The sequence below is a fragment of the Brevundimonas sp. genome (assembly GCF_044239655.1).
In the GTDB taxonomy this organism is placed as follows: Bacteria; Pseudomonadota; Alphaproteobacteria; order Caulobacterales; family Caulobacteraceae; genus Brevundimonas.
Map to the genome: position 1 here is coordinate 1 of NZ_JBIIAY010000226.1, position 6816 is coordinate 6816.

Annotated in this window: 10 protein-coding genes; 5 read left to right on the plus strand and 5 right to left on the minus strand. The window is 52.8% G+C overall.

Features of this window, described 5'->3' with window-relative positions; translation table 11 throughout:
* From ACILQR_RS16670 to ACILQR_RS16690, 5 genes are all read right to left on the minus strand, one after another.
* Positions 1 to 535 (minus strand): hypothetical protein (locus tag ACILQR_RS16670; protein WP_395652479.1); only part of this gene is annotated, 535 nt, incomplete at its 3' end.
* A 192-nt stretch (positions 536 to 727) separates the two neighbouring features.
* The gene (locus ACILQR_RS16675) at positions 728 to 979 is read right to left on the minus strand and encodes a DUF3310 domain-containing protein (RefSeq protein WP_395652480.1); all 252 of its coding nucleotides are present in this window, start codon (positions 977 to 979) and stop codon (positions 728 to 730) included.
* A gap of 195 nt (positions 980 to 1174) precedes the next feature.
* A complete protein-coding gene (locus tag ACILQR_RS16680; protein WP_395652481.1) occupies positions 1175 to 3184 on the minus strand; it encodes an AAA family ATPase in 2010 nt (669 codons plus the stop codon).
* Positions 3177 to 3422, minus strand: a complete 246-nt coding sequence (locus ACILQR_RS16685) for a helix-turn-helix domain-containing protein (protein WP_395652482.1) — start codon at positions 3420 to 3422, stop codon at positions 3177 to 3179. Before ACILQR_RS16685 ends, ACILQR_RS16680 begins: the two co-directional genes overlap by 8 nt.
* Positions 3419 to 3595 (minus strand): hypothetical protein, encoded by a 177-nt coding sequence (locus ACILQR_RS16690; RefSeq protein ID WP_395652483.1) that lies wholly within the window; start codon positions 3593 to 3595, stop codon positions 3419 to 3421. The genes ACILQR_RS16685 and ACILQR_RS16690 overlap by 4 nt, the downstream gene beginning before the upstream one ends.
* 116 nt (positions 3596 to 3711) lie before the next feature.
* On the opposite strand from ACILQR_RS16690, the gene ACILQR_RS16695 reads away from it, so the two are divergent.
* From ACILQR_RS16695 to ACILQR_RS16715, 5 genes are all read left to right on the plus strand, one after another.
* The gene (locus ACILQR_RS16695) at positions 3712 to 4389 is read left to right on the plus strand and encodes an ATP-binding protein (protein WP_395652484.1); all 678 of its coding nucleotides are present in this window, start codon (positions 3712 to 3714) and stop codon (positions 4387 to 4389) included.
* On the plus strand, positions 4389 to 4763 hold the full coding sequence (locus ACILQR_RS16700; protein ID WP_395652485.1) for a hypothetical protein: 375 nt from the start codon (positions 4389 to 4391) through the stop codon (positions 4761 to 4763). Before ACILQR_RS16695 ends, ACILQR_RS16700 begins: the two co-directional genes overlap by 1 nt.
* Positions 4764 to 4767: 4 nt before the next feature.
* Positions 4768 to 5283: a DUF669 domain-containing protein gene (locus ACILQR_RS16705; RefSeq protein ID WP_395652486.1), complete on the plus strand. Its 516-nt coding sequence runs from the start codon at positions 4768 to 4770 to the stop codon at positions 5281 to 5283.
* 55 nt (positions 5284 to 5338) lie between these two features.
* On the plus strand, positions 5339 to 6355 hold the full coding sequence (locus ACILQR_RS16710) for a hypothetical protein (protein WP_395652487.1): 1017 nt from the start codon (positions 5339 to 5341) through the stop codon (positions 6353 to 6355).
* A partial coding sequence (locus tag ACILQR_RS16715; RefSeq protein ID WP_395652488.1) for a DEAD/DEAH box helicase occupies positions 6345 to 6816 on the plus strand: 472 nt, incomplete at its 3' end. The genes ACILQR_RS16710 and ACILQR_RS16715, both read left to right, overlap by 11 nt.

Below are 6816 nucleotides of genomic sequence, written 5' to 3' on the forward strand. Positions count from 1 at the left end.
GATCCTTTTGCTTACCTTTAGGCATAGCTTTACGCGCAGTCTCAGACAATGCACCAACAGCCGCCAGCATCTCACTATACCGAGCGCCATTGATGTCACCGCCTGACCCACGGGGATAGTTCCTACCCTGCACAGTGTCTTGGCTTCTAAGCGACAGAACCCTTTCATGAAGCCTTTTCTCAGATGCCTTGTGCGACCTTTGACCGCCAAACACATGTGGCATGACAATGCTCTCAGGCGATCCTGTTGGCTTTGAAAACTCAAAGAACGTCCCAGCCCTTAAAACACCCTGACCGAATCTGGCCCTGTTTGACTGACCCTCGCGCCCACCGGGGTAACTTTTCTTCAAGCCCTTCAAGACGTATTGCGATGGCCTATCGAAGACAGCCTTCATTTCCATATCTTGACGGGTGGCTAAATCGTCCACCGTGTCAGACAAAGCACCAACAACAGCCCTGCGGATCATATCAGGCGTTTGAGCAAGGACTTTTAAGCCCCTGTCAAAGTCACTTGTATCGACCCGCATTGCTAACATTAGACTTCCTCAAATTCACCACAAAAGCTGTGGGGCGATACGACTGGGTTAAAGAACTTGGCTCTGCCGTTCTCATCAGCGCCTGTAAACACAGGCGGGTTCCGCTTGCAGAAGCCATGCACGCCAGTTGGGCTTTGCACAAAAAAGTAGCAGGCTCCACATTTCTCGTCGCGGGTCATATCTTCTTCCATATCATCTCTCACTTTCAATCCATACACCAGCCGTGTCATTTTGACAAACCTCAATCAGTTTGTTTAGATACCACCGAGCCTTCATTAAATCCTCTTTGCCGTTTTTCATTTTCCAACGCCAGAGATATTTTATCGCGTTGGCAGTGCATACCGCCTCCATACCACTGAGACCATTCACCGCCACGGCGATGGCATCTATGCACTCAATTTCACCCTGCTGATAGTGGCTTGGGCTATTCACATTATCACTCATAAATCTTCCTTCCAATCTCAAACGAGCATCGTGGGGACATAGGGACATAGCCTAAAGGCTATTGTCCCCTCATGTCCCCAACTCACTTTTGCCCCATTAATGTCCCTACTAATGTCCCCTGCCCATAAAAAACCGCAGAAAACCGTTACTTTTTCGGGGACATGAACCAAATGTCCCCTAATGTCCCCGTGTCCCCTAGCTATTTTTCGTCCACATCAAAGAATTGGACGTTTGAGGGCAGATTATGACCCATCCATGCTCTGTCGGTTCGATCATTTGAGCGTTCAAAAGACCCCCAATTGGACGCGCAGTATCATTAGGCGCACACGTTTTCTTTGCCGCTTCTGGTTTCGACCCCCGACCTATCAGCAGGTCAATGAAAGCAGATCGAGTGACATAAGGCTTGCCATCCTTCACCTCTTCGCCTGACGCCCTCCACGCAGCTTCGAGCATCTTCATCCAACCAGTCTCCTTGGATTCCTTCTTGCGCTCTGGCGGAGCATCAGTCTGGACCACGACGGCGCTGGACACAGCCTCGCCATCCTCATCGAACCAGCCGTCGATCTTAACCAGTTGCAGTGCAGCATAAACAGGCTTGGCCTCTTCGGCATCCTTGGACTTACGCTGAACGATCTGCATAGGGTTCTCGCCCTTGGCTGGGATGATGCTGACCTCGATCTCAAGTGCGCCCTTCCATGCCGACGATCCACGCGCACGATGCTGGGCCTCATCCGAAACACCAGTGTGGTGGACCAACTTAACAGTGCAATTGAACTCGCGCATAAGTGATGCGCAAGCGTCGATCATGGTCTTGGCATCCTGTGCGCTGTTTTCGTCGCCAGCAAGAAACCTGTGCAGTGTATCGACGGTTATAACATCAGGAGGGCTGGGGAGCGACCTAATGGACTCCACGACCTTAATATAGCCTTCTGGGGTGTTGAGATCACACCCTGCCTTGGAGATATACATATTGGTCTTGGATACGCCGTGATGCTGCTTCCACGCAGCGATACGTGAACGTATGCCTTGATGCCCTTCACCAGCCAGATAGACTACGGTCCCCGGCTTAACCTTGTGTCCGTTCCAGTTGGGCAGACCAGACGCAATGTGCAAGCACCAGTCCAGCACCACAAAGGTCTTACCGCCCCCTGACGGCCCGTGGACCATCATTAGGGATTCTTCCTGCACCCAGTGCTTCACCAGCCACTTGATAGGCGCTGGCTGTTGGCAGAAGTCATCAGCTGCCACCAACCAATCGGATGCGGGTGGGCTTAGGAGTACCAGAAGGTCGTTGCCATCTGCGCGGTAGTCATTGGCATCTCCGAGGAACGGAGGCATTACAACCCGCGCCCCATGCTTTGCCGAGGCTTGGTCAGCATACTTCTGACCTGTGCGGCTCTGGTCGTTGTCGGCCACAATGACGATCTCTTGGGTTGCGCCGTATTTCTCGCGGCACGTTCCGGTCACTGGCACAAGGTTCGACGCCGAGTAGGATACAACGCACGGACGCCCTGTGACCTCATGGATAGTGGCTGCTGTGGCGTAGCCCTCAGCTACATAGAGAACGCCGGGTTCGTCCATTGTGCCGACCATCCATGAGCATCCGCCCGTTTGGCCTCCGGCATGGTAGAGTTTGCCACCGTCTGCATCAATGTACTGGATCGAAGCCAACTCACCATCCGGTGTGTATAACGGGACCATAAGCCTACCGTCGCCCGTCACCCTTGCCCCGTGGGTCTGGATGCCCTTGCGGACCAGATACGGATGCGCTGCGTCAGCCTCTGCGCCCTTGCTCCAGATGGTTTCTACGGTGGTGGAGGCAACCTCGCGCTGACGTTTCAGATCATCATCACGCAACTTAATCGCCTCAGCCAAGCGCCGAGCGTGGATGATTTGCTCTGCGTCGGAGAGGGTGCGGCCAATGTCAGCCCTCCAAGTGGACTCGACGCCCGAACGCCAGCAACCAAAGCGTCCGGCTGGGACGCCATCGCCAAAGCATATATACCAGCCGGGTTTGTCACCCTTCCCCGGCGCACCCTTTGTTCCGCTACGGAAACGGTGCAGCTTACCATCCAGTTGTATCTTCTCAGGGGGTGTCATGCCCAGCGCGGCAATGGCATCCCTAAGCTGTAGTTCCGGTGGGTCCGGCTTAATCTCAGTTGGTGGGGACCAAGGCCCCCCTAATATATTAGTTAAATCAGCCATTTAAGGACTCCTGCTTGTGCCGCTGTAATGCGTGGACAATTGTACTGTGATCGCGCTTCATAATGCGACCTATTTCCGTCGTAGAATAACCTTTTTCGCGCAACATAACCACGCATTTACGGCGAACCATAACTAAATATTTATGCCGACTTTTCCCAAGAATGTCCTCTAGGGTTAGGCGGTGGGCTTCGGCTATTTCGGTAATGGCTTCTAAGTTAATTTGGCGGGGTAACTTCATTCCCCTTCCCCAATCAGATAAACAGCCAACAGGTTCAGCGTATTAATCTTAGGGTTGGTCTCCTTGCCATCACGAATGCGTGTGATGGTGTTTACATGCAGTCCAGTGCGCTCCGAAACCACCTTGGGCCTGCGATCTAGCAGTGCGCTTCTAATCCACTCAATTTCTTTCATTTCATTGCTCCTTTTAATGTGATTTTTCTCCTTTACATATCCGCAATGGCGCTGTAAAGGCATTTCTACGCACTAACTGGATTGTCCGAATTGTGCTGAAACGAAAGGAGCCTTTAATGGCTATTAACATAAAGAAAACGGGTGGCCTTACTGCCAGTGGCGTAAAGTTGCTTGTATACGGTCAGGCTGGCGCGGGTAAGACATCGCTCATCCGCACATTGCCGAATCCGGTTGTATTATCTGCCGAGGGTGGTCTGCTGTCAATCCAAGACGCCGACCTTCCTTATATCGAAATCAAGAACATGGAAGATTTACGCGAGGCGTATGCTTGGGCCAAGGATAGTGACGAGGCCGATGCGTTCCAGAGTGTCGCTTTGGACAGTATCAGTGAGGTCGCTGAGGTTGTGTTGCAGCACGAACTCAAAACCAACAAAGATGGCCGCGCTGCATATGGTGAACTCAACACCACCATGCAGGAACTTATCCGTGCGTTCCGCGACTTGCCTAACAAGCATGTCTACATGAGCGCCAAGCTGGAGAAGTCTCAGGATGAGATGGGCAAGTTGCTTTATAATCCATCAATGCCGGGGAAATCTTTGACGCAGGGTCTGCCATACTTCTTCGATGAGGTTCTGGCCCTTCGGGTCGAGCGTGACGCTGACGGCAATGCCCAACGCGCCATCATGTGCGACAGCGATGGTCTTTGGTTGGCTAAGGACCGCTCCGGCAAGTTGGCGACATGGGAAGCGCCTGACCTTGGTTCAATTATTGCCAAGATTGGTGGTGTTGCGTGATGAACATCTATCAGCAATGGCAGGATGCAAAAGCCAGAGAGGCTGAGGCAACGGCAGAGCGCCGTGAGATTGAGGATCAGTTGGTGGCGCAGTTTAACGTGCCATTGACCCTCGACAAGACTGCGAACTTTGAGGCCGACGGATACAAGATCAAAGTCGAAGGCCGCATCAACCGACGCATCAATGCTGACCTGTTGCAAGAGATTGCGGCAGAGAACGATCTTGGTGCGCATTTAAGCAGCCTCTTCCGGTGGAAGCCGGAAATCAATGCAGCGGCTTGGAAGGCTGCTGACGAGGCAATAACCAAACCGCTACTGGACGCCATCACGGCAACTCCGGGGCGTCCATCATTCACAATCAGTACAAAGGATTAATTACATGGCATTTTTAGGTGAAACATTTTCGGTCGATTCGCTTCCTGTTTCGGATCGTTCATACGACTTGGTTCCAGAGGGCTGGTATACAGCAACCATTACCAAGGCTGACATCAACATGACCAAGAGCGGAACTGGTCAGAAGCTGGACATGCGCTACGACATTACTGGCCCAACGCATGAAGGCCGTGTAATCTTCGGCACAATCAACATCCGGAACCAGTCGGCTAAAGCTGAAGAGATTGGTCGCCAGCAACTTGGTGAAGTTCTCCGCGCCATTGGCCTTGGGACCATCCAAGACAGTGACCAGATGATTGGTGGCGTCCTTGGTATCCGCGTTAAGATTAAACACGCCACTGAGCAGGATAAGGCCAACGGTTACAGCGACTCACGCAATGAGATCGGTGGGTTCCGCTCCGTATCAAGCGCACCTGTCGCAGCCCCTGCGTTTACTGCCGCACCACAAACTACTGCGCCAGCCGCAGCACCAGAAGGCATCAAGCCACCTTGGGCTAAGTAAACAAAAACCCCCGCTCTATCACTAGGGCGGGGGAAGTTTTGGAAAGGAAAGCATAATGAGCGCAATGCCCGAACCAGTTAATAACATCGCCAACCAGATAGATCAATACCATGCCTCAAAGCAAGGCAAGCCACGCGGACATATGGGTGTTAGCCTATTGGGTCATCATTGTGATCGTTGGCTGTGGCTTAATTTCCGGTGGGCCGTGGTCGAGGATTTCGATGGCCGGATACTGCGCTTGTTCCGTCGCGGACACCGCGAAGAAGATATGATTATACGCGACCTTCGCTCTATTGGCATAGACGTTCGCGGAGCGCAAAGGTCTGTCAGCTTTGGATCGCACGTTTCAGGAAGCCTAGACGCCATCATTGAAAAGGGTGTGCCTGAGTCGCCAAAGAAGCGCCATGTGGCCGAGTTTAAGACGCACTCGAAGAAGTCTTTTGATGATGTGGTTAAGAACGGCGTCGAGAAGTCGAAGCCTATGCACTATGTCCAGATGCAAATTTACATGCACGGGACGGAGTTACAACGTGCGCTTTATTTTGCCATCTGCAAGGATGATGACCGCATCTACACCGAGCGGGTCAAATACGACAAGGATGTTGCCCTAAAGTACATAGCGCGTGGTCAGCGCATTGCGATGTCAGATCGTATGCCTGAGCCAGTGAGCGGCGACCCAAGTTGGTATCAGTGCAAGTTCTGCCCCGCACACGCCTTTTGCCACAAGGCCAAGCCAACCAAACGGGTCAACTGCCGCACCTGTGCGCATACTACGGCAATGCCGGACTCCACATGGCGTTGTGAGCGGCACGATGCTGACAACATCCCAGAGGAATTTCAGCATGAGGGCTGCGATGACCATGTGCTGCATCCAGACCTTGTGCCTTGGGTGATGACACCCAGCGATGACGGTCACAGCGTGACATGGCGCATTGGCGACAGGGAGGTTAAGAACGGAACTGGCGGATACAAGAGCCGCGAAATTATTAGCCATCCAGAGGTGTGCGGCGATCCGGTAGTCGAAGCGGTTAAGGCTTTGTTCCCTGATGCGGAGGTGACCAATGCTTCGTGATTATCAACAACGCGCCATCGACCAATTGCTTCAATGGTTCAGTGACGGGAACGAAGGCAACCCATGCCTAGTGCTTCCAACAGGATCAGGCAAAAGCCACATCGTTGCTGCGCTTTGCAAGGACGCCTTGCAAAAGTGGCCAGAGACCCGTGTGCTTATGCTGACGCACGTTAAGGAACTGATTAGCCAGAACGCCGAGAAGATGCGCCAGCACTGGCCTAACGCGCCAATGGGCATTTACTCTGCGGGATTGGGGATGAAACAACTGGGTGAGCCAATCACCTTTGCAGGCATTCAGTCGATCAGGACAAAGGCCAAAGAGGTTGGCTTTATCGACCTTTGCATCATAGACGAATGCCATCTGGTCAGCCACAAAAACGAAGGCGGATACCGCACCTTTCTTGCTGGGCTAAAGGAGACTAACCCAAACTTAAGGGTGATTGGCTTGACGGCCACGCCAT

Bases quoted from the DNA above. Each gene is read 5' to 3' on its own strand.
- ACILQR_RS16675 (WP_395652480.1), bottom strand. From the start codon at position 979: ATGAGTGATAATGTGAATAGCCCAAGCCACTATCAGCAGGGTGAAATT.
- ACILQR_RS16680 (WP_395652481.1), bottom strand. From the start codon at position 3,184: ATGGCTGATTTAACTAATATATTAGGGGGGCCTTGGTCCCCACCAACT.
- ACILQR_RS16685 (WP_395652482.1), bottom strand. From the start codon at position 3,422: ATGAAGTTACCCCGCCAAATTAACTTAGAAGCCATTACCGAAATAGCC.
- ACILQR_RS16690 (WP_395652483.1), bottom strand. From the start codon at position 3,595: ATGAAAGAAATTGAGTGGATTAGAAGCGCACTGCTAGATCGCAGGCCC.
- ACILQR_RS16695 (WP_395652484.1), top strand. From the start codon at position 3,712: ATGGCTATTAACATAAAGAAAACGGGTGGCCTTACTGCCAGTGGCGTA.
- ACILQR_RS16700 (WP_395652485.1), top strand. From the start codon at position 4,389: ATGAACATCTATCAGCAATGGCAGGATGCAAAAGCCAGAGAGGCTGAG.
- ACILQR_RS16705 (WP_395652486.1), top strand. From the start codon at position 4,768: ATGGCATTTTTAGGTGAAACATTTTCGGTCGATTCGCTTCCTGTTTCG.
- ACILQR_RS16710 (WP_395652487.1), top strand. From the start codon at position 5,339: ATGAGCGCAATGCCCGAACCAGTTAATAACATCGCCAACCAGATAGAT.